Raw genomic sequence first — 24147 nt, forward strand, 5'->3', positions numbered from 1 at the left:
TTCATTCTCTTGCGATCTTAGCTCATTATTTAGAATGAGCACCACATTGAAGTGGTGCTCTCATTTATACAGCATTAAGCATATTAAATTGTGCTTTTATCAGTTGATAATATACGCCCTGTAAAGTCATGAGCTCTTCATGATTACCCTGCTCAATAATTTCCCCATGATCAAGAACAATGATGTTATCTGCTTCACGAATTGTAGAAAGTCGATGTGCGATAATGACTGCGGTTCTCCCTTCCAACAACGTTTTCAATGCTGTTTGGATTTTAATTTCTGTTTCCGTATCAATACTTGCCGTCGCTTCATCCAAAATGATAATGCGCGGATCTGCCAATAAAGCTCGGGCAAACGATATGAGCTGTCGTTGACCAACCGAAAGAACATTCCCTCTTTCCTCCACCTCAGTTTGATAACCGTTCGGCAAGTTTTCAATAAATGAGTGTGCTCCAATCGCCTCGGCTGCTCTTTGAACTTCTTCATCTGTAGCAAAAGGATTACCAAAGCGGATGTTATCAGCAATGGTCCCAGAAAAGATAAATGTCTCTTGAAGAACAACACTTATTCTTTGACGTAAATCCTTTAATGAAATATCTTTTAAATCGTGTCCATCTAATAAAATTTCGCCACTTGTGGGATCATAAAAACGGCTGATTAAATTGGCAATCGTCGTTTTTCCAGAGCCCGTATGACCCACTAAGGCCACCGTTTGACCTGCTTTCATTTCCAGATTAACGCCTTTTAAGGCTGTTCTTTTTTCATCATACGAAAAAACCACATCTTTGAACTGAATATGCCCTTTTACTTCATCCAAGTGGAGCGCTTCTTTCTTTTCAGAAACAATCGGTTTTTCATCTAAAAATTCAAAAATACGTTCAGACGAAGCCATTCCCATAAGCAATTGATTGTATACTTGGCCAAGTCTTGAGATTGGTTCCCAGAACATACCTAAATAGAAAGCGAAGGAGACAAAGATCCCAATAGTCAGCGTTTCATTTTGAATTAAGGAAGCCCCAAACCATATTAACACCGCTGTTCCTACCGCATTTGTAAGCTCAACCAATGGTCTAAACATTGCGTTTTTTTGCGATGCGACACGCCAGCTTTCAAAGGTCTCTGTATTGACTCCATCAAAGAAACTCATATTCTCCTTCTCTTGGGTAAAAGCCTGTGTAACTCGAATTCCCTGAATGCTTTCATTTAGATGCGAATTTAACTTGGATTGAAAGAGTCGAACTGTTTGCCAAGAACGACGGATATTTCTTCTAAGACTAGTCGAGATAAAGAACATTATCGGCAAAATAACCATGACCGCTAATGTTAATTCTGGACTTAAGCTAAACAATATAGCAAATATTCCTATAAGCAGGATAATATCCATTAATAAGTTAATAACACCGTTAGTAAATAATTCTTGCAGTGAATTAATATCATTCATAATTCTAACGAGAATCGAACCTGCAGATCTCTGATCAAAAAAACGATGGGAGAGATTTTGAACATGTGTAAAAAGATGCTTTCTTAAATCAAAGATCACACTTTGACCCAGCTGATTCATCCATCTAATTCTCAAAAAGTTTGCCACATAGGATAAAGTATACAATCCAGCAATTGCAGCAATTAATATCGTAAGTAAGCCCGTATCCTTATCAACAATCGCCTTATCGAGCACGTAAACGCCGATAAGGATTGGAATAATCAGGCGAACAGCTGTCGTGATTAAGACCATTAAAATTGCTAAGGGAAGCAAAGTCTTTCGATAAGGTTTCATATAGCTAAAGAGCCTGAGCATTTGCTTCCAGTTAAACGGTTTTTCAATGACTTGTTCAGTAGAATAATGAAACCTCTTTAGCGTATTTTCACTAATCGGGCGTTTTTCATTCTTCATTTCTCTCCCCCCTACCCAATTTGTTTTTTCAAAATCTTGTCTTTATCTTGATATTGAATATCATATATCCGTTGATAAGGACCTTTATTCTTCAGTAATTGTTCATGCGTTCCGCTTTCCACTATTCTTCCTTTTTCAAGAACGAGAATTTCATCTGCATGTTTGAGCGAGGAAATACGATGAGCAATAATAAAGGTTGTTCGTCCTCTCATAACCTCTTTCAATGCCTTTTGTATCTTAAACTCTGTTTCCATATCGACTGCGCTTGTTGCATCATCAAGTATGAGTATACTTGGATCTACACAGATGGAGCGGGCTATCGCAATTCTTTGTTTCTGCCCTCCAGAAAGCCCCATTCCTCTTTCTCCAAGCATCGTATCATAGCCATCTGGCAGTTCCATAATAAAATCATGTGCCTGTGCCCTTTTCGCCGCATCGATAATGTCATCCATCGTGGCACTAGGTCTCCCATACGAAATATTCGCCTTGATCGACGAAGAAAATAAGAACGATTCCTGCAAGACAAAACCAATATGGCTTCTAATGGATTGCAACGAGTATTCTTGTACATCAACGCCATCAATAAAAACTTGACCCTTTTGCGGTTCATAAAACCTTGTCATCAACTGGGTTAAACTTGTTTTCCCAGAGCCGGTTGAACCAATTAAGCCTACTACTTTTCCCGGATGGGCATGGAAGGAGATATCATATAAAGCGTCTTTATCCTCCACTCCATAGCGAAGAGTTACATCCTTAAATCGAACATCACCGGTAAGCTTTTCAGAATAATATGGCTTCTCTTTTTCAGTAATTTCATTTTCTGCTTCTAAAATTTCCAATAATCTTTCGCCAGAGGCTTTTGATTGTGAAAAAAGATTAATGACAAAACCTAAATTCATAATTGGCCACATAATATAACCAACCAAACTGTAAAATGCAACAAGCTCTCCCGGGCGAAGGCTTCCATCGATAACTAAATAGCCTCCAAATGAAAGAAGGAGAACCACACTCAAATTCCCCAAATACTCCATTAACGGAAAATATTTTGCCCATATTGCTGAAGTAAAGAGATATTTATCTTTGTAATCGCCATTTGAAGAGTTAAATTTGTCAATGACATAGTCTTCACGCGATAAAGATTTTACAGTATTAATTCCGCTTATATTTTCCTGAACATTTGTATTTAGCTTCCCAAACGACTTGCGAATTGCCCGAAATGCCGGATGAACTGACCTCTCAAATTTATAGACGACAACTACTAAAAAAGGCAATGTTATTAATGTGACAATTGTCAATGCAGGTGAATAATAGAACATCACCGTGAACGTCGACATTACAAGGATGATTAATCGTAGCAATTCAGAGAACCCAAATGAAAGAAAAAATCGAAACCCTTCCACATCCGCTGTCAATCTAGACATCAAATCCCCTGTTTTCGCATTATCATAATAGCGAAAAGGTAAGTATTGTAGCTTCTCATATAAAGAATTTCTTAATTTATAGACAGAAGTAATTCCAAACAAATCCCCTGTATATTGATGTATGTAAGTACCTATACCTTTTACAATCATTATGGCAATGAAACCTAATGCTAAATAAGGAATCCAATTGCTTTTTCCACCAATGACCACTTCATCGATGGTAATTTGAAGGATGATTGGATAAACTACCGTGATTCCAGTTATTAATAACATAAATACAACCGACCATATAAAATAGCTTTTATACGGCCAATAAAAATCCTTTAATTTCTTAAAAGTTTCCACTGCTCATTCCCCCCATCTGCTTCCCACTTATACAAACTATTTTCTCTCTAATTTATTTAGAATGTAAGAAAATGGATTTTATTCACAAGAAAAATATGAACGTATTTACAAATATAACGGAAATCGAAATATTTTACCACTGTTTTTTTTGAATTATGTATCTTTTTTAAAATTTCATGCAAATGATTCAATTTATTAAGATTAAAACAAGAGCGGGTTGCCACCTTCTTATGAGTTTAAGCTTTCAAGGATGATCGAGGATCTCTTCCTTTCATGTCAGAACATTAAGGAAAACAAACAAGCGCTTGCCGCGCAATGTCACTGTGTAAAAAGTTCACCAGAGCAATGATGAATTTAAGCCTCTTCCTAAACAAAAAAGGAACTAGGTCTCTTTACCTAGTTCCTTCTTAAGTTCACTATTCACTTTGAGTCCCTTTATAATAAATGTATTTTGATAGCATCGAAATCGCTACGTCAATTGCCTCTTCATTCGGATTCAATTTTGAATGGTGCAAACCGTACTGTGAATCGACCCCAAGCCAAAACATGAATCCTGGGATTTCTTTCAGCATATAGCCGAAATCTTCTCCAGTCATTGCTTTATCACATTCAATAACTTGAACACTTCTATCATTACGGACATATTCCATGAACTCTCTTGTTAATTTCTCTTCATTATAAACTTGATAGTAGCTGCTGCCAAAATCAATTTGGGCTTCACATTCATAACCAACTTCGACACCTCTCACCATCGATAGTATTCTTTTTTTTACTTTTTCCATCGATTCTACGGAAAGGGTACGAATTGTCCCCTCAATACGCGCTTTTTCGGCGATAATATTTTGTACAGTACCACCGCTTATTTTTCCAATTGTTACAACTGCACTATCTAAAGGATTAACATTCCTTGCTACAATAGTTTGTAACTGAGTAACTAAAGAACACGCAGCAACTACCATATCATTCGTTTGGTGTGGGTATGCCGCATGCCCTCCCGTACCTGTTAGATCAATAAAAAGCTCAGATGTATTGGCAAATAGAAGTCCTTCCTTAACCGCAATTGAGCCAACTGGATATTCAGGAGCTATATGTAGAGCTAAAATCATATCCGGCTTCCAGTCATTCATAATTTCTGATTGGAGCATCGGTTCTGCTCCACCAGGCCCTTCTTCAGCCGGCTGAAAAATAAATAAAAGATTGTCATCAATTGGTTCATTGAGGAAATGAGTGACAAGCCCCAAAGCAATGCTCATATGAAAATCATGTCCACAAGCGTGCATTTTTTCTGGATGTTCAGAAAGAAAAGGAAGTCCTGTTTCTTCAACGATTGGTAAACCATCCATATCTGCTCTATAGCCAATCGTTTTCCTCGGGTTGCGACCTTCGATCCTCACAAATATACCAGTTTTCCATGTTTCTATTCGCATTCGTTCCTGCGGAAGCGATTTTAAATAGTTCAGCAAATACGATTGTGTTTTGTATTCTTGAAAGCCTAATTCAGGGATTTTATGTAAATCTCTTCTAATTTGAACAAAAGACATTATGACCTCTCTCCTTTTACTAAAAAAAGCAAAAAGCAGCCTCAAAAAATCGTTTCTTCGCATCTTCTTTGAGTGCCTTCCTCGTGCTCTCGCCAGCAAAAAATCTATTGAAATCGGCAAGCATACACCTGCATTTGACTTGTTGTCTTGCAGACTCATGTACAAGCAATTTCATTTTTCTTTAAAAAAAGTGCGGATAAAAAATCCACACTTTTTTTCACTATTAAAGATTGCGTAATGCTTGCATAATTTCTGTTTTTGAAAGAGTTTTTTCGTCAATCTCTTTAATTACTCGTGCTGGAACACCTGCAACCAACGTGTTTGCCGGAACATCCTCAATAACAATTGCTCCCGCTGCAACACGAGCACCTTTTCCAACTGTCACACCTTCAAGGACTACAACATTGGCACCAATTAGAACATCATCTTCAATGACAACTGGCTTCGCAGAAGGTGGCTCAATCACCCCAGCTAACACCGAACCAGCACCAATATGGCAATTCTTTCCGACCGTGGCTCTCCCACCTAGAACTACGTTCATATCAATCATCGTACCTTCACCAATCACTGCACCAATATTAATGGATGCGCCCATCATGATCACAGCATTTTCACCAATTTCAACTTGATCACGAATAATAGCTCCTGGCTCAATTCTTGCTTTGATCCCCTTCATATCTAGTAACGGAATCGCCGAATTTCTACGGTCATTCTCGACCAAATAATCTTCAATTTTTGCCTGATTTGCTTCAATTGCTGGACCAATTTCGCTCCATTCCCCAAATATCGTTCCCGTATTGCCTGAAATGAACGTTTTTGAGGTAGGTCCAAAATCAATTCCAGATAAATCACCTTTTATGTAAACCTTTACAGGTGTTGACTTTTTACTATTCGCGATAAACGAAATAATTTCGTTTGCATCCATCATTTTGCTCATTTACTAATACCTCCACTCAATTCTATTATGTACATTATGAATTTTACTTTAGCAAATTAAAAAGAGCAAGACAAGCATTAACTATTCTCTCTTTTTCACTCTTTCTTCATCCTCCTTAACATGTTCCTTAATTAAATCAACAAATGCTTGGACTTGCTTTAATTTAAAAGCGGAATCATAGCCAATTAATGAAGTATCCCTTTTTAATGGCTCATCATTCTCATCAAGTAGGGGAATCTTAAAAATATCTTGTTCCCCACCATTAAGAGTGATTGCAGGCAATATCGCATAGCCAATCCCATTGAAAGCCATTTGCTTGCATGTTTCAATTTGATCAACAACAATGGTCCGTTTAGGCATCGTTTGAAATTGTCGATGCCACCAATCTTGTATTTCTTGATAATAATTGGAATCACTTTTAAATTGAATAAACGGCCGATCTGTTTTCAACACTTGTTCTGGAGAAGTGATTTCTTTATCAACTAAATAAAGATGATCTTCAAATAGGGGAATTTTTATCCCTTTCCAATCAGGAGTCCCACGGACAATTCCAATATGTACATGATCTTCGTACATCGAGCGAAGGATTTCACTACTCCAGCCTGTTACTAATGAGACTTTTGCGTGGGGATAGCGTTCAACGAACTTCTTCAATACTTTAGGAAGCCAGTTTTGACTGACTATATTGGCAACGGCTATTTTTAAAGTCCCATAAACCTCTGAATTCATGGCACTAATCGATTCTTTTACTTTCTCCTCTTTTTCCAAAACTTCATTAACAAATTTAATCACCATTTCCCCCGCTGGTGTTAACGTTAGTCCTTTTTGTGAGCGAATGAAAAGCTTCGTTCCCCATTCCGCCTCAATCGTTTGCAGCCTTTGACTAAGAGCAGGTTGAGAGACAAATAGGCGCTCCGATGCTTTTCGCATATTCATTTCTGCTGCTAAGACGGAGAGAAGATGAAATGCTGATAATGTTGACATGAACTCACCTCTTTCATTACTTGATCTTTAATTGGATGTTTCTCTCTCCTTCTTTGGTAAAAAAAGAATGAGCGCAAAACTAAGCAACGCAAAGATAAGTACTGTGATATAAACCGTATGGATGGAAAAGGTCAAGCCTTCCTGTAAAACGGATTTAACCCCTGGAGAGAGGGCGCTTCTTTGTTCTTCATTTAATAATATATTCGCGGCATCGAGAGAAAGCTCCTCTGAAACTGTATCACCTTGTTTTTTAATATACGAAAGCAACTGACTATTAAGAATTCCTCCTAAGAGAGCAGCTCCAATGGTATTTCCTAAATTACGCATAAACATATTTGCTGCTGTGGCAACACCGCGTTGCTCCCAGCCGACCGTACTTTGGATTGAAACAATAAAGGAAGTTGTCGTCATTCCCATGCCAACACCAACAAAGAATGATGCCAAAGCTGCCCAGACAGGACCCATCTCCGGAGATAAGAAAACAAACATGAGACCACCAATGACAAGGGAAGCTCCACCTATAATCGCAGTAATACGAAATCCAATTTTCAAAAGGAGATTCCCCGCCACCGTGGCCGCGATTGGCCATCCGATCGACATTGTTGTTAGCGTGAAGCCAGCCACGATCGGCGGTTGTTCCATCACACCTTGAACAAAAGCAGGCAAAAAGCTAGAAATGCCAATCAGCATAACCCCTGTTGTTAGCGAGGTCATATTGGCAATGAAAATCGAACGTTCTTTCCAAATGGAAAAGGGCATCATCGGTTCAGACGCACGTCGCTCTTGAAAGACAAAGAGTGGAAAAGCAATAAGCGTGACAGCGAGCAAACTTAACACTTGAGGTGAATTCCAAGCCCAATTTGTACCACCTTCAACTAAAAGAATCATTAATGCTGAGATGGCAACCGTTAATAAAAAAGCCCCTTGAAAATCAATTTGATGTTTTTTCTTTTCTACTTTTTCATGTAAGAATAAACTGATTCCGATAATGGCTAAAATTCCTAATGGAACATTAATCCAAAAAACATATTGCCAACTGACATATTGAACTAGAATTCCCCCGATCGCCGGACCTAAAATTGCCGAGATCCCCCATACGCTTGATAAATATCCTTGAATTTTTGCTCTTTCTTCCATTGTGTAAATGTCACCAACAATAGTACTGGCAATCGGCATAACAGCTCCTGCACCAAATCCTTGTATAAAACGAAAAACGATGAGCATTGTCATTGATTCAGCAAAACCACAAAGGATAGAACCGATTAAAAAAATAATGATGCCAATCGTTAAGATCGGTTTTCTTCCGTATAGATCTGATAGCTTTCCATAAATTAAAACTGTCACTGCATTCATTAATAGGTATGATGAAAAGACCCAGCTATATCGCGTAAAACCACCTAGATCACCAACGATTGCAGGCATAGCAGTGGCGACAATCGTCGCTTCAATAGCTGCCATAAACATCGCCAACATAACTGCAGCTAATACAAATGGTTTTTTTGTTTGTTGTTTGTGATTAATTGGACTATGTACTGCGTCCCCCATAACGACACCTCATATACAAAAATTGAGCCTCCTAATGTTAGGAGGCTGTAGACTATACGTATTCATTGCTTCACTTATCCACTCATCATTATGCTCCTTCATTGAAAAAACAAGGAAAAGAGCTTTAACATGTTAAAAGTTATGGTATTAAAGCGAAAAGACTCATTTACCTCGCTTACCCTTTACACTGTTCTGGGAGAAGTATGTTGATTTAATTGAATTAACACCGATCTTCTTGTTAAAATCCCCTCAAAAAATCCTTCTTCACTTTCCACACACAGAAAAGGATGATCAATCAACAACGTCAAACAGGATTTGATATCTGAATCAATTGAAATTCTTGGGATTTCCCGATTCATAACACCTTCTACACGTTGCTTCTCCAATAGTTCGAATTCAATTCTTTCAAGCCCAAGTATTGACTCCATAATTAAGGGGGTACTAATAAGACCCTGCAGTTTGTATTGCGGATCTAATACAGGTATAGCCGAATACCCACTTTTAGTAAGCACTAATAAAGCGTGTTCCAAGCTATTTTTCACCTGTACATGGGCAACCCGTTCAGAAGGAATCATCAAATCTTTAATATTAATCTCCAAAAACTCTCCACTGTGAAGATCTATCATAGTCGAAAACTCCCCGTAAATGTTTTCATTCTATTTTATTCTATCACAGTTTCAGCAGTGATGCTTCATAGAACATCTTGGAACACAATAAAATGCAAAAAATTCAATCAACCTTTACTCGTATGAATATTTCGCACTTCATAATGACACTGCGGACACTTATAGATGACGTTTTGATTCGATTGCGCTGTTAAAACATGATCCATTTCTGCAATGTAAGAACATTTTGGGCATTTAACTGTTGGCAACAAACGTGATCGCTCCTCTTCAAGTTGATCATTTTCATCATTTTCAATGAGTCAATTTCAATTACTGTATCAGGTCAAAAATTTCAATTGTAATCATATCAATATTATCAAACTGATATCGCTTAGGTTTTTCTTTCTCATTATATACCTCGAGCTCAAACGTTTCTGTCTTTGGGTGATATGTAACCTGACACTTTCTTTCGCCATTTACTTCAAAGAAACGTTGCGCCGACTCTCCAGCGCCACCTTGTTCTTGAAGACTTTTTAAACGTGTGATGATACCTTGTAGCTGTGACATGTTTCCTCTCCTTTCACAAAAACCATGTATGATGTGCATTACGCTTTATCCTTAGGTTTCTCTTTTGGCATGTTTCTATCCATAAGTAATAATTTCAGAAAATTCAAGTTATTATCTTTACATGCCAATATTAACAGCATAAAATAAGACATAGGTTTGTACAAGAAAAAGGTATGAAATGGAGGAATTTTTTTGAGCACTGTTAAAAAGCTTTTTGAGAACCTATACTTAATTGACGGGCTTGATCTAAATATAAAAGAGAGGACAGGCTCCTATGTTTTGCATGAACAAGAATTAACAATTATTGAAACAAGTGCCAGTCCTTCTGTTCCACATATTATCAACGGTTTGAAAAGTCTAGGGCTTTCTCCAAAAGATCTTAAATACATCATTGTAACTCATATTCATCTTGATCACGCAGGTGGTGCGGGTCTCCTTTTACAGCAGTGTCCAGATGCGAAAGTAATTGTCCACCCTAAAGGTAAAAGACATTTAGCTGATCCTTCCCGTTTAATCGCTGGCGCAAAAGCAGTCTACCGTGAAAAGTTCGATACCTTATTTCATCCGATTATCCCAATTCCTGAAGAACAATTACTTTCGATGGACGATGGAGACAAATTACAAATTGGCGAGGATTGTACCTTAACGTTCTACCATACTCCAGGACACGCAAATCACCACTTTAGCATTTATCATCCAAAATTAAACGGAATGTTCACTGGAGATACAGCGGGAATTTATTATCAACTTAAAGATGAAGTGGAATTCTATCTTCCAACTACGACTCCTTCAAATTTTGACCCTGATAAAATGGAACATTCGATTGGATTATACAAATCAATGAACTTAGACTATATCTTTTTTGGCCATTATGGAATGTCAGATAACCCAAAGGAAGTTTATAAACAAGTGCTTAGTTGGATTAAACCGTTCGTTGATGTGGCCGCTGCGGCCTTTAAAAATGAGGACACTACTGAGGAGATGATAAATGTAACAAAAGCAGGACTCTTTCAATTAGTTTCCTCTCATTTAGATGCTTTAAAAATATCTAGAGAACATGAAATATACGATATTCTCGCACTTGATCTTGAGGTATGTGCAATGGGATTAATTGATTATCTCCACAAAAAGAACAGATGAAAGCATGGCTCCTATGTTCCATGCTTTTCTCAATTGATCGTAACCTTTTGCTTATTTAACAACACTCACTTGTCATTTTTTCCTGAAAATAATTCGCTGCTTCTTTCATTTTGGCACCATACCAGAACATTTCTCCATCAACAATTATTGGCACTACATCTGGTAAAAACTCTAAAAATTCTTGTTTATGTTTCTCCTTAAAATGAAACGGCTCTGTGGCTAGAAAAATGTAATCTAACTGACTTTCTTGGAACTCTTCTTTTGTAATGGAAGGATATCTTTGAGAAGAAATTGCAAATGGATTTTGAAATCCCATCTCTTCCAATATAGAGTTTATATATGTGTTGCTTCCGACAACCATATATGGATTTCTCCAAATAACATATGCCGCTTTTTTCCCAGTAATCTTCGGCAGTGTCATAAACTCTTTTTTAATGGAGTCTATAAGGCATTGCGCAGCATTTTCGTGATTTGTTAATACCCCCATATCTTTTATCATCTTGTATGATTCAGTAATCGAGCGCACCTCTGCAACAAATACGGGAAAGTTGTGCTCCAATAGCTCAACAATCTCCTTCGTGTTCTCTTCTTTTTCTGCAATGATTAGATCGGGATTTAAACTTTTTATACTCTCCATCTTAATATCTTTTGTACCTCCGACAATCATTGCTTGCTCTACTTTGCTTTTTGGAAAAATACAATAGCGGGTTCGCCCTACTATCTCACTATCTAATCCTAGAGCATAGAGAGTTTCCGTGATTGCAGGACAAAGCGACACAATTCTTTTAGGAGGATACTCAAATTCAAGCTTCCTTTGAAGATGATCTTCCACACTTCTTAGCATCATAACCCCCCTTTCCAATTCATAGACTCTTTTTACGTTGTTATTTTTTGACTTATTCCAGCAAAGCTGAAATAAGTCAAAATGTTTAGCAATGACAGCAGTTCATTTAAATCTATTATACAACTAATCCGCCATCCACACTTAAAATTGTACCGTTAACATAATTCGCTTGATCTGAGGCTAAAAACAAATAGGCATTAGCAATATCTTCTGGCTTGCCAAGCTTTTTTAACGGTGTTTTGTCCTCCATCATTTTTAATATTTTCTCAGGCACCTTTGCAGTCATGTCTGTGATGATAAACCCTGGAGCAACTGCATTAACTCGAATTCCTTTCGGTCCTAATTCTTTTGCCCAACTTTTCGTCAAGCCAATAACTCCAGCTTTTGTTGCTGCATAATTCGTTTGCCCAACATTTCCATATAGACCAACTACAGATGAAGCATTGAGAATAACCCCTGAGCCTTGTTCTAACATAATAGGCAAAACCGCTTTCGAACATTTATATACGCCAGTCAAATTAACCTCCAATACCTTATCCCAAGAAGAATCGTCCATTTTCGCAAGCAAGCCGTCAATTGTAATGCCAGCATTATTAATTAATATATCGACTTTTCCAAATCTCGTAACTGCTGCATTGACCATGTTTGCAACCTGATCACGTTCTGAAACATTGGCTTGAAAAAAAAGGACATCGTCACTAATTGCAGAAAGCTCAGTAACCGCTTTTGCTCCTGCCTCCTTATTAACATCCGTAATGACAACCTTTGCCCCTTCTCTTAAAAAAAGATTTGCTGTTTCCTTTCCGATTCCATTTGCACCACCTGTAATCACTGCTACTTTATCTTTCAGTTTCATTGTTTTTCCTCCAAACGATCATTCATTTCGTTCTCCCTGTTTAAATGCAAAAGCTTTGTTATACGGAAATGTGGGAAATACAATTTTGGGATTGATTATGCATGAAAACTTTGTTTCTCACTCTTATTACGACAACTGAGAGATTTAGGAGATAATGAGCCGAAAATCAACACCGACACATACAATACCAAATAAAACAGAAACATTAATAAACTAAAGCTTTTGATTCATTAGGTAATTACACATAAATGTACACCTTGCCCAATTAACTTTTAAAATCTCTTTTATCGATAACCCTTTTAGCTTTAAACTGTGTTCTTTCTAAACTACCTACTGGTAAAAGGATAATTTTAAAAGAAACTCCCGTCTCTCTTTTTAATTCCTTTCCTAAAAAGGCACTCAATTCTTGATCATCTCGAGTACCCATTGTTTCACATTGAATTGTAACTTCGTCCATAATATTGTCACGGGTTACAATCATTACAAACTCTTCACTTAACCCGTCTACTCTTCTGACCACATTTTCAATCAAACTAGCATACACATTTACACCTCGAACCGTAACCATATCATCAATACGACCGTAAATTCCCTTTGGTAACCGAGGGTAGCTACGTCCACATGGACAAGGTTCATCGGTCCAGGTCGTTAAATCCCCAGACCAATAGCGAATCACCGGCTGTGAAGTTCTTTCAAGCGGTGTATAAACCGGTACTCCTTCTCCACCATAAGGAACCAATTGTTTTGAATACTGATCGATCACCTCTGTGTAAACCACATCCTGCCACAAATGAACCCCGGTTCTATGTTCACATTCTGTATTGCTCATCCACGGAGTTACCTCCGCCATCGTTCCTGAATCAATACAGATTCCACCAAAAGTCTCCTCAATTTTTTTCTTTGTAGCAGGAACTCCTGCACCCGGCTCTCCTGAGAAAAATAAAATTCTAAATCCAAACGCTTTCGGATCTACTCCTAATTCTTTCGCCTTTTCTGCTAAATAAAGCGCATATGAAGGTGTTCCGTAAAAAACGGTTGGTTGAAGCTCCTTCAGCCATGACACAGCTTTCTCAGTTTGCCCAGCCTGACCAGCTCCGAATGGGAACGTCTTCGCGCCCAGTCTTTCAGCTCCAATTAAAGCCCCCCAGCTTCCTATATATAAACTCAAGGGGGAAGCAATAAATACTAAATCATTTGGTCGCATCCCAAAGCTCCACATAATGCGGGCATGTTGATGAGCAATGCGCTCCCAGTCATCCTTTCCAAAGGAAAAAACGGTTGGTTTCCCAGTGGTTCCTGAAGTTCCTTGGATGCGATGGACATCTGAATAGGGGATACATACATTCGAACCAAATGGTGGATATTGCATTAGATCTTCCCTTAATTCTTGTTTTGTTGTAAAAGGAACTTGGGCGAAATCCTTTAACGTCTTTATATCATTAGGATGGAGATCAGCTTTTTTCCATTTTCTTTGATAAAACCCTGAATTTACATAAGCATATTCCATCACATTTTTAAGCTTGAAAAAAATAAGATCCTCCAATTCCTCACGAGAAGCTGTCTCAATTTCTTTATACCAATATTTCTCATTAGCATCAGGAATATAATTCAAATCGTATTTTGGCGGCCATTGCTTTAAAAGCTCTGTCTTTAACATGTCTGTCTCCTTTCTTTCTAACTCATTTAGCATATATGCTCCTTTAGTATAAAACTGCGGAATAGGCATACCATCATTTGCCTATTCCTTATCACCATTATCCTATTGTTTTTCCTACATGCTCACGAATAAAGGTAGCGATTGATTCCACTTTCGTCTCCGGCCCAAATACTTCGGCAATGCCCGCCTCTTTTAATAACGGAATATCATCCTCAGGAATTACACCACCCATAATCACTAGTGCATCCACTCCTTTTTCTCTCGCTAACTTGACCACTTTAGGACCTAATGTAAGATGATTGCCTCCAAGGGTGCTTAAGCCAATGACATCAGCCCCCTCTTGAATAGCCGCCTCTACAATTTGTTCTGGAAACTGATTACCTAAATAAACAACTTCCATCCCTTCATCCCTTAACATCCTTGATACGACCAATGCACCGCGCCAATGAATATCCAAGCCTAACTTTGCCATCACCACTTTAATTTGCATCCTTAATTCCTCCATTTTTAAAAGTTTTTATGCTAATGGAAATTGCCATAATCCAAATTCTTCTCTAAACACCTCTTCAATTTCACCTAATGTTGCATACTCCAACACAGCATCCTTTATATAAGGCATTAAATTAACGTCTTTATGACACATTTCTCTAATCACATTTAGTTTCTCTTCTACTTTTTTCGCATCTCTTTTCTGACGAAGGCGCTTCAACTTTTCTTTTTGCTTTGCTTCAGCAGTTTCTGGATATCTAAAGACCTCTACCTTTTGTCCAGCGTGCTCTTCACTCGGGAAATAATTTAAACCAACAATTTTTCTTGTCCCATTTTCAATATCCTTCTGTGTTTGATAGGCAAAATCTGCAATTTCACGATGGAGCCAACCAGAATCAACACAAGCAACTAAGCCACCTCTCGACTCTATTTCAGAAATGTAATCACGAATCCTTTGAGCCATTTCCTTCGTTAAATATTCAACAAAATATGAACCAGCTAACGGGTCAACTGTGTTTACTACATTCGTTTCAGTTTGAATGATTTGCTGTGTTCTTATCGAGATTAAAGCAGATTCTTCCGTTGGTGCAGAGTAAGCCTCATCGTACGAATCAACATGTAAGGATTGCGCTCCACCAAGTACTGCCGCTAAACCTTGAATCGCAGAACGGGCAATATTATTAAGGGGCTCAACTTTAGTTAAAGTGATACCAGCAGTTTGCACATGAAATCTCATTAACTGAGATTTCATTTCTTCAGCTTTAAAACGCTCCTTCATAATTTCTTGGTAAACAACCCTCGATGCGCGACATTTTGCAATTTCTTCAAAGAAGTCATTATATAGATTCCAGAAGAATGAAAGCCGCTTAGCAAAATCATCAATTTTATTTCCCCTTCTGATCAATTCCTCCGATGTAGCAATCGCGTTTGCTAAAGCACACGCTACTTCTGCAACAGCATCCGTCCCTGCTTCACGGAGGTTATAGCCGTTATAACTAACTGGATTCCATCTTGGTAAATTCTTACTAGCAAATTCAATCGCATCGCATTGCAAACGGAAAGATGCTTTAGGAGGTAATACTTCTAATGAGCTTCCTATCGCTGTTTCCATTAAAAAGTCATTTTGGTTCGTACCTGACAATTTTTCGAAAGGAATTCCTTTCTTCTCTGCCATTGCTGCAAACATAGCCATAATAACAACCGTTGTACTTGGCAAATGCGTAACAATATTACTCGAAATCTCATCAATGGGAATCCCATCGTATAGTGCTTCGATATCTTCTAATGAATCAATCGCAACCCCTGCCGCTCCTACGTGACCTTCTGCTTCTGGATCATCTGAATCATAACCACGAATTGTTGGTAAATCTAAAACAACACTTGTTCCCGTTGCACCATTTTTTAATAGAAACTTAAAGCGATCATTCGTATCTTCTGGAGTTCCATAACCTGCAATTTGGCGAACAGTAAATAATCGTCCACGATACATATTAGGATATACACCGCGGACATATGGTGCTTCCCCAGATAACCCGATATCCTTCATATAATTAAGCTCTTTTATATCATCTGGAGTATAGAGCAAATTTACGGGAATGCCTGAGTCAGAAAAATATTCCCCATCACCTGTCTTTCCTTTTACCGTTTCCTTCTTCCATCTCTCCTTTTGAGCCTCAATTTCTCTTACAACCTCTTGATTAAAAAGTTTTGCTCCCTGATTTACATTTGTTTTGGTCATCGTTACATACCTCCGTGTTTTTTGATTAATTGCTCAACAATATGGTCAGATAGAGTGTAAGGATCTAGCTTTCCTTCTTTAACTTGTTGTATTTTTATTTGTATACCTTGTTTTCTACGAATATAGCTGTCTACTTCATTGTTAAGTGATTGAATCATTAAATGATTTAGCCTAGTGAGATTTCGAGTTTTTCGCTTTTCATCCCAACGATTTGAATGAAGCAAGAACTCCTTATGTCTCTGAATTTGGTCGATTAATTCAATCATTCCTTCATTGTTTGTAGCAATTGTTTTCAATACTGGCTGTTCCCAATTTTCCTGTAATTTTTCTCTCACCATCATCTTTAAATCTCTTACACTTTCATCAGCACCAGGCCGATCTGCTTGATTGACTACATATATATCTGCAATTTCCATAATTCCCGCTTTCAGGGTTTGTAATGAATCTCCTAATCCTGGAACATTTACTAAAACGACCGTGTCTGCAATTTCAAGAACATCAAATTCTATCTGGCCAACCCCAACAGTTTCAATGATAATAAGCTCTTTCCCATAAGCATCTAATACTTGAACAATATCTGCTGTTGTCGGAGCTAATCCTCCCAAATTCCCTCTAGTTGCCAAACTTTTAATAAAAACATTAGATAAGCCTGATAATTCTTGCATCCTTGTACGATCACCTAAAAGAGCACCTTTCGTAAAAGGACTTGTTGGATCCACAGCTACAATCCCTATCTCAATACCTGACTTTGCTAATGTTTTACAAAGTTTATTGACTAAAGTACTCTTCCCTGATCCCGGTGGTCCCGTAATTCCAACAATATGAGCAGTTCCTTTTCTTGCAGAGCTTTCCCTTAAAATTTCAATACTGTTAGCAGTCTGATTTTCAACTTCTTTCAGTAATTTCCCTAAAATGACATCACTTTTCTTTTCAAAATATGACGATGCCTCATTCAACTGAATAGCCCCCCTTACCTCATAAGTCAGATTCTAATCCGTGAAACTCTTGACGGGATTTCTCTAAATGAGAAGAAATCAGTTGCTCTGCCTCTTCTGAATTTTTTGATTTTATTGCATAGAAGATTCCCCAATGCTCCTTTTGAAATCTTTTTAATATTTCTGGCGAGGTCGAATATCGTCTTCTCGTTGTTCTAATCTGCTCTCCTAGTAAGTCTGAAATAACTTCAGTTAACAAAAGTAACATTTTATTGTTCGAGGCGAGGACAATGGAACGGTGGAATAAATAATCAAGCTGCGAATTCTCTTCTTCATGATCTGAAATATAGTTTTTATCTAACTCTTCCAAAATGGCCTGAATGTTATTTAAATCCTCATCACTTCTTCTTATAGCAGCGAGTCTAACAGCGGCCATTTCAAGAATCACCCTTGCTTCAAAAAGTTCAAATGTATCCAATCCTCTTGAGATAGCTACGAGAGACATAATATTTTTCAGATTTTCCGGATCTGCCTTTTTCACAACGGTTCCTTCTCCTGACTTACTTTCGACAATCCCAATCATACTTAAAACCTTTAAAGCCTCTCTTAAGGAGGAGCGACTTATTCCCATAGAATCGGACAGCTCAATTTCGTTCGGAAGCTTTTGACCAACCTTTAATTTTTTTGTAATGAGCAAGGTTTTAATTTGCTCAAGTACTTCCTCAAACTTTTTCTTTTTCTTAATTGTTTTGAACATTAAACCACCTTCGTTCTTCATATTGTTTTAAGGTCAGATTGTCTGACTTATAAAAATCTCGGGAAAACATTTTCCCGTTAAAAAATTGGCTCCAATACTTTTTATCTATCTCAGCAAAAATCAGAAAAGCCTTCAATTAAGCAACAAATTAGGCAGAAATAAAGTGATTTCTGGAACATAAGTAACCAATACTAAAACAACAATGGAAACAAATAAATAGGGTAACAAAGGCTTCGTTGCCTTCATAACAGAGACGTTCGCAATCTTTGACGCCATTAAGAGATTTAATGCCATCGGTGGAGTGATCAATCCAATGCATAAATTTGTTGTTTGAATGATGCCAAAGTGGACTAAATCGATTCCTATCATTTGCACCAATGGTAAAAAAATCGGTGTTGTAATAATAATCGCTGTAATCGTTTCCATAAACGTGCCTAATATGAGATAAATAATATTTAGAAGCAGTAATATCACCATCATGTTATTTGTCCAAGCTAGAATCGTTTCCGCTAAAAATGATGGGAGTCGTTCCACTGTAATAATGTACCCGAACACTCCCGCTAAGCTAACCATGATTAAGATCACAGCACTCGTAACTGCAGAACGTCCTGCTATTTGTAATAATTTTTTCCCAGTAATACTTTTATAGTAAAAGAATGCTGCTAAAATCCCATATACTACGGCAATTGCACCAGATTCTGTCGGTGTAAAGATACCTGAGTATATCCCGCCTAATATAACCAACGGCATTAAAATGGCTGGGATCGCTGGAAAAATCAATGAAGTGTTTTTCCTTTTTTTCTGCTTTGATTGTTCATTCTCTATTTCATCGTTAGCTAGCTCATCAATATTATCAGTAAGCTTATATTTTTTTATAGAAAAGTGATTAACTAACATAAAACCTAATGCCATTAACAAGCCTGGGACAATTCCTCCTAAAAATAATCGGGAGACTGAAACTTCGGCATTTAACCCATAGACAATTAACGGGACACTTGGTGGAATTAATATTCCTAAAAATCCAGAAGCAGCTGCAATCGCAACGGCAAAGTTACGATCGTAACCTTTTTTCACCATTTCAGGAATCATCACCCCACCGATTGCGGCAACTGTTGCAGCAGAAGAACCTGATATGGCGCCAAAAAATGTACTCGCAATCACCGTAAGATGGCTGAGTGCTCCTTTAATTTTTCTTGTAAAAATAGACAAAAAGTTTATTAAATGATTTGAAATCTTCGCTTCCTTCATGATGTCACCGGCAAATATGAAGAATGGAATCGCCATTAAAGCAAAGGAATCAATTGCCCCAAAACTTCTTGTAATAAGCACGCTGCTATTTTCCGCTAACACAACAAATATATAAATTAACGAGGAGAATCCGAAACTATATGCAACAGGAACTCCTATTATAACGAGAGTAAAAAAGAATAGAAGTATGAGAAGTGCGCTCACAATGTTCCCCCCTCCTTAACAGCTTCTTTTGATTTGAAAATCATATAAAAAAGGTAGATCCCATTTATAATCATTAATAGGCTGCCAAGAAATAGAGCTGACATTGGCCACGCCATTGAAATTTGCAAGGCTGGGGTTATTTGCCCCGATGCAATTAATTGAATGACCACTTGAAATGAGACATATCCAAACACAACCCCAAAAACAACGATGACAAACTGACGCAATAAATCTACATAGCGGAACGAAGATTTCTTTAGAAGTTGATCGAAAATTTCTACATTCAAATGGGCTTTCTGCTTGACAGCAACGGCGGAACCCACATATACCGTAAACACCATTAAATAACGGATAACCTCTTCAAGCCAAGGAAAGGACATTTCCAATACATACCGTGTAACTACTTGCGATAAAGCAATTACCGTCATCACTAATAAAAATGCGCCACAGAGTCCCTCTAAAAATGAATTTAGTTTTTTCATCGCAATGCACCTAATCTCTATACTGGAGCATTTCATTAATTAAATCTTGACCTAATTCTGGAGCAAGTGCATCGTACGTTTCTTCAGCGCTCTCCTGAAAACTCTTAATTGCTTCATCACTTAATTCAGTTACTTCAACTCCCGCCGCCTTCATTTCTTCACCAAGTTGTTTTGCTGTATCACGGCTATACTGCCTTTGTTCAGATGCTAATCTTTCGGCTGTCTCTTCTAAGATCGTTTTTAAATCATCAGGAATTTTATTCCATATACTTTCACTGATCATGACGGCTAATGGTGCATAAATATGATTGGTGAAGGTAAAGTACGGTTGGACTTCATAAAATTTTGAGCCAAAAGTTAAAAGAGTTCCATTGTCCTGTGCATCGATGGTTCTTTGTTGCAATGCGGTATACACTTCACTGAATGCCATCGGAGTCGGAATCGCCCCTACCCTTTCAAACCAATGTAAAGATGGTTTGTTCTCCACTACTCTTATTTTGACTCCCTTTAAGTCTTCAACACTTTCAATCGGACCTTTAGAATTTGACATTGCACGCCAATCATTTTCCCAAAATGATAAGGCAATCATTTGCTTCTGTGATACAGCATCCTTCATCTTATCTCCAATTGAACCATCGAGAATCTCATCAACTTTTGCATTGTCAGTAGGAAAAATATAAGGTAAATCCCATATTTGCAATTCGGGCACAAAGTTCCCCATTGCAATGGTACTGATTAAGCCCATTTCAAGCGTTCCTTGTTGTAGTGCTTCTGTCATTTCTCGATCGGCCCCTAGCTGGCTAGCCGGATAAGTCTCAATCTTAATTCTTCCATCTGATTCTCTCTCTACTTCCTCAGCAAAGGTTCGTGCATATTTTTCCCACGGATGCTCAGCATCGGCCGGACCAACATGACCAAGTTTAAACGTGAATTGTTCATCATTTTCTCCTGCTGTACTTCCACTAGAAGAGCTACAAGCGGTTAGAAAAATACCGAGAACTAGAATTAACAGCCATAATGTTTTGTTCATAATCAATCTCCTCTTTTTGATTATTTTTTTCTATCTATTACTGGCTACTGTTTGCGGCATTACAGATAGCTTTGTTAAACAATATTGATGTTCAAATGACTTTTAGTTCATCTCGTCCTCTAATTCTATGAAGTGATGTAAGAAAACACAATTTCTCTCCATCATTCCATGGAATCAAAGAATTAAATGGTCAAAAATCAAGTACCGACATATAATCATGACTTACAAATATGTCTCTAACAAGTACAGCAATGCTGTAATCGAAATAACACTTGCAATCGTGTTGATAAACGTTGCATTAGCAACTAACGATGACTGGGCTTTATATTCTTCAGCAATCATTGTCATCAAAACAGCAGTCGGCATTGCATTCTGCAAAATGAGTACTTTTGCTGTTAACGGTTCAACTGTGAACAAAGCTAAAATTCCAAGTGTAATGACTGGGCCCCCGATTAAACGAATCCCTGTTATGAAAGCAATATTTATCGAGTAACGTCCTTTCATACTCATTGATTCACTTTGTATATTTGTTCTTGAAAGTTGGATCCCAAGTATTAGCAATACAACCGGAACCATTGCGTCTCCCATCAGTTTAATAGGATCATAAATAAAATCCGGCACTGGAATTTGTAATGTAAGAACAAGAACTGCTAATAATGTCGCATAAGTGGTGGGAAGCTTGAGAATATTTCTGATCCCCTTCGCCCAACTCTCCCCTTCTAATGAGGCAAAATACACTCCCAATGAGTACATTAAGACAAAATTAACCACAACAATAATAACCCCAATTGAAAAAGCCTCTTCCCCATAAGCAAACAACAAAATGGGTAAACCAAAATTTCCGGTATTAGGAAACACGGTTGAAAGTAGGGCGGGATTTATTATTTCTTTATTATCGGTAATCTTCATAACGAATACTGTTACAGCCGCAATCATAATAGTAAAAACGAGAATTACTACGACCACTTGAAAAATACTCGAAGGTGAAAGATTACTTCTAATAAGAAAGCTAAAGATTAATGCCGGACTTAAAACGATCATGGAAAACTTTGAAATAGGGGAATAATCTACTTTCACATACTTTCCAAATAAATAACCTGCTCCCAAAATTATTAAAACCGGCACAATTACATTTATGACCAAAGAAACACCTTCTAAATTAAAATTCCTTTTATAAAATAGCCAAAATAACCTTCCTCCCTCTATCATTCGCTTTTACTTTTTGAGAAAGAGCAAGCTTAATGAATCTTGGAACGATAAAATCGGGCAGATTTTCTGTAAAAAATGCTTTCTCTTCATGCGATACTTTTTTCATTAGAGCAAAGAATAATAAGCATTTACTTTATCCTCATGACAGCAGGCTTGTTTTGCTATAAACGGCTGAATCTCCTTTAAAACAACATTTAAAGCGTTTTCAATAAATCTTTAATCAATCTCTATAAAAAAGTTCATGTTTAAGTGAGCCTAACAATTGATGACCCGATTTTGTTAATACAATATCATCTTCTACCATGACAGCACCTAAACCAGGAACCATAAACTTTGGTTCAAGTGTAATTACAGCTCCTTGGGGGAGTGGCTCCTGAAATCCTAGACCTAAGACAGGATCTTCATCAAGTTCTAAACCAATTGCATGACCAATATAGCTCCCCCGACTATTGCCAACCCCCATAAAATTGTTTAAATACCCTTTCTTTTCTGCGATTTTTTCCGCATAAAGAAACAACTCTTCCCCCGTAACTCCAGGTTTAACTTTTTCAATCACCAATAAATGTAATTCAACTAAATGATTCCATAGATCCTGCTGGTTCACTGTCGGCTTTCCAATACAATATGTTCGTGCCATATCGGCATGGTATCCTTTTTTACAAATGCCATAATCAACAACTATGAGCTCTCCCTTTTGAATTTTTCGAGAAGAGGCTCCCCATGGTAATGTTTCATCAAGACCTACGCCAGTAACCGTCATCGCATGACCGGATACTATCCAGCCATTGGGCCCTGAAGTAACAATTCCTCCCCCCGGTAAAACCGCATCCCATCTACGAAACCAAACTAGTCCATCTCCTCCGTTATTTCTTGCTGCAAACTCCATACTTGCAGATAACTCATATTCATGGATTCCTTCTCTCAATGCGTGTAAGATAGCAAGGTGCCCCTTTTCCCATAATTCAATTGATTGCTTGATTGCTTCTAACTCAATATCGTCTTTTACTAGCCGTTGCTTTTTAATCTCCTTCGAAATATTAACAAATTCAAATTGACTAAGGTTGTTCCTGATGCTAAAGCCAATATTTGTTGGCAATACATCCTCTTGAATCCCGACGACACTTCCTCTTTTCGGTAAGCTCCCTAACTCCGTTAGAGCTTTAAGCATATCTTTAAAGCTTCCTGCAGGAATCGAATCCTTTATCCAACTTGCTTCCTGTGCCAACTCATGAGCTCTTCTTGTAAATAAAACGGGTTTTCCGTCTGCAGGGATCCATAAATTTGCTGGTTGAGCAGTTCCCGCATAATAATAAAGATCACGAGAATACATTATGAGCGCTGCTTCGATTTCTCTCTCACTTAGCATTTTCTGGAGTTTTTGTATCCTTTGTTGAAATAACCGGCTTTCCATATTTCTCAACTCCTTTGAAAATGTGAATGTTTGTTCAAATGCCTCACTTAATCGAATTCATTAAAAACTCACTGGTTCTGTCTTCGAGCATGCCTTTGCAAACAAATTGTTTAGAGTCTTCTTTTCCATAGATACCAATGTTTTACATAGGATAAATTATTAATAGCACTGTTTTCACAAGAAAGTCTATTAGTCAGACAAATAAACTAAATTTGTGATTAAAAATGGTGAAAAATTCGCCATAGTCATTTTTGAAGACTTTTTTCCACCTGTAATAAGTTCAAAAATATTGATCTAAAATTGAAAAAGTG

General features: G+C 37.6%; 21 protein-coding genes. 1 reads left to right on the forward strand and 20 read right to left on the reverse strand.

All coding sequences use genetic code 11. The features are described 5' to 3' along the window. Positions 1–64: 64 nt before the first annotated feature. The 8 genes from PZE06_RS01045 to PZE06_RS01080 form a co-directional block, all read right to left on the reverse strand. Positions 65–1891 carry an ABC transporter ATP-binding protein gene (locus PZE06_RS01045; RefSeq protein ID WP_150913177.1) on the reverse strand — a complete coding sequence of 609 codons (1827 nt, stop codon included), beginning with the start codon at positions 1889–1891 and terminating at the stop codon, positions 65–67. An 11-nt stretch (positions 1892–1902) separates the two neighbouring features. Continuing rightward, a complete protein-coding gene (locus tag PZE06_RS01050) occupies positions 1903–3657 on the reverse strand; it encodes an ABC transporter ATP-binding protein (protein ID WP_150913174.1) in 1755 nt (584 codons plus the stop codon). Positions 3658–4073: 416 nt separating this feature from the next. After that, positions 4074–5198, reverse strand: coding sequence for an N-acetyldiaminopimelate deacetylase (locus tag PZE06_RS01055; RefSeq protein ID WP_150913172.1), 1125 nt, complete (start codon positions 5196–5198; stop codon positions 4074–4076). A gap of 223 nt (positions 5199–5421) precedes the next feature. Further along, positions 5422–6135 carry a 2,3,4,5-tetrahydropyridine-2,6-dicarboxylate N-acetyltransferase gene (gene dapD, locus PZE06_RS01060; RefSeq protein ID WP_150913170.1) on the reverse strand — a complete coding sequence of 238 codons (714 nt, stop codon included), beginning with the start codon at positions 6133–6135 and terminating at the stop codon, positions 5422–5424. An 81-nt stretch (positions 6136–6216) separates the two neighbouring features. Beyond that, a complete protein-coding gene (locus PZE06_RS01065) occupies positions 6217–7119 on the reverse strand; it encodes a transcriptional regulator CcpC (protein WP_150913168.1) in 903 nt (300 codons plus the stop codon). A 27-nt stretch (positions 7120–7146) separates the two neighbouring features. After that, positions 7147–8664, reverse strand: a complete 1518-nt coding sequence (locus PZE06_RS01070) for an MDR family MFS transporter (RefSeq protein ID WP_150913166.1) — start codon at positions 8662–8664, stop codon at positions 7147–7149. 182 nt (positions 8665–8846) lie between these two features. Then, entirely contained in the window at positions 8847–9290 is a 444-nt protein-coding gene (gene cbpB, locus PZE06_RS01075) for a cyclic-di-AMP-binding protein CbpB (protein WP_150913164.1), read from the reverse strand. A gap of 309 nt (positions 9291–9599) precedes the next feature. Beyond that, positions 9600–9836, reverse strand: a complete 237-nt coding sequence (locus PZE06_RS01080) for a YkuJ family protein (protein WP_095313495.1) — start codon at positions 9834–9836, stop codon at positions 9600–9602. A 192-nt stretch (positions 9837–10028) separates the two neighbouring features. Here PZE06_RS01080 and PZE06_RS01085 point away from each other — a divergent pair, with 192 nt between their 5' ends. Further along, a complete protein-coding gene (locus PZE06_RS01085; RefSeq protein ID WP_150913162.1) occupies positions 10029–10976 on the forward strand; it encodes an MBL fold metallo-hydrolase in 948 nt (315 codons plus the stop codon). Positions 10977–11031: 55 nt separating this feature from the next. Here the strand turns inward: PZE06_RS01085 and PZE06_RS01090 are convergent, their stop codons facing one another. The 12 genes from PZE06_RS01090 to PZE06_RS01145 all read right to left on the reverse strand — a co-directional run bounded on the left by PZE06_RS01090 (position 11032) and on the right by PZE06_RS01145 (position 23836). Further along, positions 11032–11820: an ABC transporter substrate-binding protein gene (locus PZE06_RS01090; protein WP_150913160.1), complete on the reverse strand. Its 789-nt coding sequence runs from the start codon at positions 11818–11820 to the stop codon at positions 11032–11034. A gap of 115 nt (positions 11821–11935) precedes the next feature. Continuing rightward, on the reverse strand, positions 11936–12676 hold the full coding sequence (gene fabG / locus PZE06_RS01095; RefSeq protein ID WP_150913158.1) for a 3-oxoacyl-ACP reductase FabG: 741 nt from the start codon (positions 12674–12676) through the stop codon (positions 11936–11938). Positions 12677–12941: 265 nt separating this feature from the next. Further along, positions 12942–14366 carry a phenylacetate--CoA ligase family protein gene (locus PZE06_RS01100; protein WP_225310569.1) on the reverse strand — a complete coding sequence of 475 codons (1425 nt, stop codon included), beginning with the start codon at positions 14364–14366 and terminating at the stop codon, positions 12942–12944. A gap of 64 nt (positions 14367–14430) precedes the next feature. Further along, positions 14431–14823, reverse strand: coding sequence for a cobalamin B12-binding domain-containing protein (locus tag PZE06_RS01105; RefSeq protein WP_225310570.1), 393 nt, complete (start codon positions 14821–14823; stop codon positions 14431–14433). A gap of 27 nt (positions 14824–14850) precedes the next feature. Continuing rightward, a complete protein-coding gene (locus PZE06_RS01110; RefSeq protein ID WP_150913154.1) occupies positions 14851–16560 on the reverse strand; it encodes an acyl-CoA mutase large subunit family protein in 1710 nt (569 codons plus the stop codon). A 2-nt stretch (positions 16561–16562) separates the two neighbouring features. Then, positions 16563–17516 (reverse strand): methylmalonyl Co-A mutase-associated GTPase MeaB, encoded by a 954-nt coding sequence (gene meaB / locus PZE06_RS01115; RefSeq protein ID WP_150913152.1) that lies wholly within the window; start codon positions 17514–17516, stop codon positions 16563–16565. Positions 17517–17535: 19 nt separating this feature from the next. Then, the gene (locus PZE06_RS01120; RefSeq protein WP_150913149.1) at positions 17536–18252 is read right to left on the reverse strand and encodes a FadR/GntR family transcriptional regulator; all 717 of its coding nucleotides are present in this window, start codon (positions 18250–18252) and stop codon (positions 17536–17538) included. 132 nt (positions 18253–18384) lie between these two features. Beyond that, a complete protein-coding gene (locus tag PZE06_RS01125) occupies positions 18385–19704 on the reverse strand; it encodes a TRAP transporter large permease (RefSeq protein ID WP_191963112.1) in 1320 nt (439 codons plus the stop codon). Further along, entirely contained in the window at positions 19701–20186 is a 486-nt protein-coding gene (locus tag PZE06_RS01130) for a TRAP transporter small permease (RefSeq protein WP_191963113.1), read from the reverse strand. The genes PZE06_RS01125 and PZE06_RS01130 overlap by 4 nt, the downstream gene beginning before the upstream one ends. Before the next feature lie 10 nt (positions 20187–20196). Beyond that, entirely contained in the window at positions 20197–21216 is a 1020-nt protein-coding gene (locus tag PZE06_RS01135; RefSeq protein ID WP_150913143.1) for a TRAP transporter substrate-binding protein, read from the reverse strand. Between the two features lie 222 nt (positions 21217–21438). Continuing rightward, a complete protein-coding gene (locus PZE06_RS01140; RefSeq protein ID WP_150913140.1) occupies positions 21439–22359 on the reverse strand; it encodes an AEC family transporter in 921 nt (306 codons plus the stop codon). A 286-nt stretch (positions 22360–22645) separates the two neighbouring features. After that, positions 22646–23836 (reverse strand): M24 family metallopeptidase, encoded by a 1191-nt coding sequence (locus PZE06_RS01145; protein WP_150913138.1) that lies wholly within the window; start codon positions 23834–23836, stop codon positions 22646–22648. Between the last annotated feature and the right edge of the window lie 311 nt (positions 23837–24147).

It is taken from the genome of Robertmurraya sp. DFI.2.37 (assembly GCF_029211245.1).
Taxonomy (GTDB): domain Bacteria; phylum Bacillota; class Bacilli; order Bacillales; family Cytobacillaceae; genus Robertmurraya; species Robertmurraya methanolica_A.

Bases quoted from the DNA above. Each gene is read 5' to 3' on its own strand.
- PZE06_RS01065 (WP_150913168.1), bottom strand. From the start codon at position 7,119: ATGTCAACATTATCAGCATTTCATCTTCTCTCCGTCTTAGCAGCAGAA.
- PZE06_RS01105 (WP_225310570.1), bottom strand. From the start codon at position 14,823: ATGCAAATTAAAGTGGTGATGGCAAAGTTAGGCTTGGATATTCATTGG.
- PZE06_RS01100 (WP_225310569.1), bottom strand. From the start codon at position 14,366: ATGCTAAATGAGTTAGAAAGAAAGGAGACAGACATGTTAAAGACAGAG.
- PZE06_RS01045 (WP_150913177.1), bottom strand. From the start codon at position 1,891: ATGAAGAATGAAAAACGCCCGATTAGTGAAAATACGCTAAAGAGGTTT.
- PZE06_RS01090 (WP_150913160.1), bottom strand. From the start codon at position 11,820: ATGCTAAGAAGTGTGGAAGATCATCTTCAAAGGAAGCTTGAATTTGAG.
- PZE06_RS01070 (WP_150913166.1), bottom strand. From the start codon at position 8,664: ATGGGGGACGCAGTACATAGTCCAATTAATCACAAACAACAAACAAAA.
- fabG (WP_150913158.1), bottom strand. From the start codon at position 12,676: ATGAAACTGAAAGATAAAGTAGCAGTGATTACAGGTGGTGCAAATGGA.
- PZE06_RS01110 (WP_150913154.1), bottom strand. From the start codon at position 16,560: ATGACCAAAACAAATGTAAATCAGGGAGCAAAACTTTTTAATCAAGAG.
- PZE06_RS01120 (WP_150913149.1), bottom strand. From the start codon at position 18,252: ATGTTCAAAACAATTAAGAAAAAGAAAAAGTTTGAGGAAGTACTTGAG.
- PZE06_RS01055 (WP_150913172.1), bottom strand. From the start codon at position 5,198: ATGTCTTTTGTTCAAATTAGAAGAGATTTACATAAAATCCCTGAATTA.
- PZE06_RS01135 (WP_150913143.1), bottom strand. From the start codon at position 21,216: ATGAACAAAACATTATGGCTGTTAATTCTAGTTCTCGGTATTTTTCTA.
- dapD (WP_150913170.1), bottom strand. From the start codon at position 6,135: ATGAGCAAAATGATGGATGCAAACGAAATTATTTCGTTTATCGCGAAT.
- PZE06_RS01080 (WP_095313495.1), bottom strand. From the start codon at position 9,836: ATGTCACAGCTACAAGGTATCATCACACGTTTAAAAAGTCTTCAAGAA.
- PZE06_RS01145 (WP_150913138.1), bottom strand. From the start codon at position 23,836: ATGGAAAGCCGGTTATTTCAACAAAGGATACAAAAACTCCAGAAAATG.
- cbpB (WP_150913164.1), bottom strand. From the start codon at position 9,290: ATGATAGATCTTCACAGTGGAGAGTTTTTGGAGATTAATATTAAAGAT.
- PZE06_RS01130 (WP_191963113.1), bottom strand. From the start codon at position 20,186: ATGAAAAAACTAAATTCATTTTTAGAGGGACTCTGTGGCGCATTTTTA.